This window comes from Pseudoalteromonas rubra (assembly GCF_000967655.1).
Taxonomy (GTDB): domain Bacteria; phylum Pseudomonadota; class Gammaproteobacteria; order Enterobacterales; family Alteromonadaceae; genus Pseudoalteromonas; species Pseudoalteromonas rubra_A.
In genome coordinates, this window is sequence record NZ_JXYA01000099.1 from 1 (window position 1) to 729 (window position 729).

Genomic DNA, 729 nt, shown 5'->3' on the forward strand with positions numbered 1-729 from the left:
GGATGCGCATTATAGGGAAATAGAAAAACGATGCAACCCCTTTTTGCATTTTTCTATCGATAAAATGTCACCACCGCGCACCACCCCAAATACACACAAAACACAAACAAGATACACACAACCAACTGTGGATAAGATTGCAAATAGACCACACTACAGACCATATTATGAGAGGCGCTCAGAGCCAATATTCTGTCTGTTCTACTTCTCAGATATATAGCACTGGATATAGAGAGCCAGAAAGTTAATAAAAATTGCATCGGCGGGCTTTAGTCGTTTTACTTCCTATAAAATCGCGCGTTGAGCAAAGAATGCCTTCAGCATCCTTGTTATTAGCTGCACTACTTCTTACTCATCTAGTCGATATGGTATGTGCCCGGTTCATTATATTAATATTACTTATACCATTTTGAATAATTAACTGGTCAGATTTATCCAGTCCCTAAAGCATAATGACTTTACCCTGTCAGCACATGAGATAAACGCATTCCATGCTTCACTGACCTGATCCAAAATGTCATCGTAGCTTGCAAAGGTTCTGTTGGATAACTTGCGTTGTCTAAGCCAGCTCCACACTTGCTCTATGGGGTTCAGCTCTGGTGAATAAGGCGGTAACCTAATGATCACTACATTCTCCAAACCCTCTACCAAACCATCTTTGAAGTGCCAGGCTGCGCGATCCATAATGACCACTGCCATTCTTCCTGATTGAGTCCTTTGTGATATTTG

Annotated in this window: 1 protein-coding gene; it reads right to left on the reverse strand. The window is 41.3% G+C overall.

The window, feature by feature from the left end; genetic code table 11:
- Positions 1–417: 417 nt before the first annotated feature.
- On the reverse strand, positions 418–729 hold a 312-nt coding region (locus tag TW77_RS23605; RefSeq protein ID WP_046007426.1), incomplete at its 5' end, for a transposase.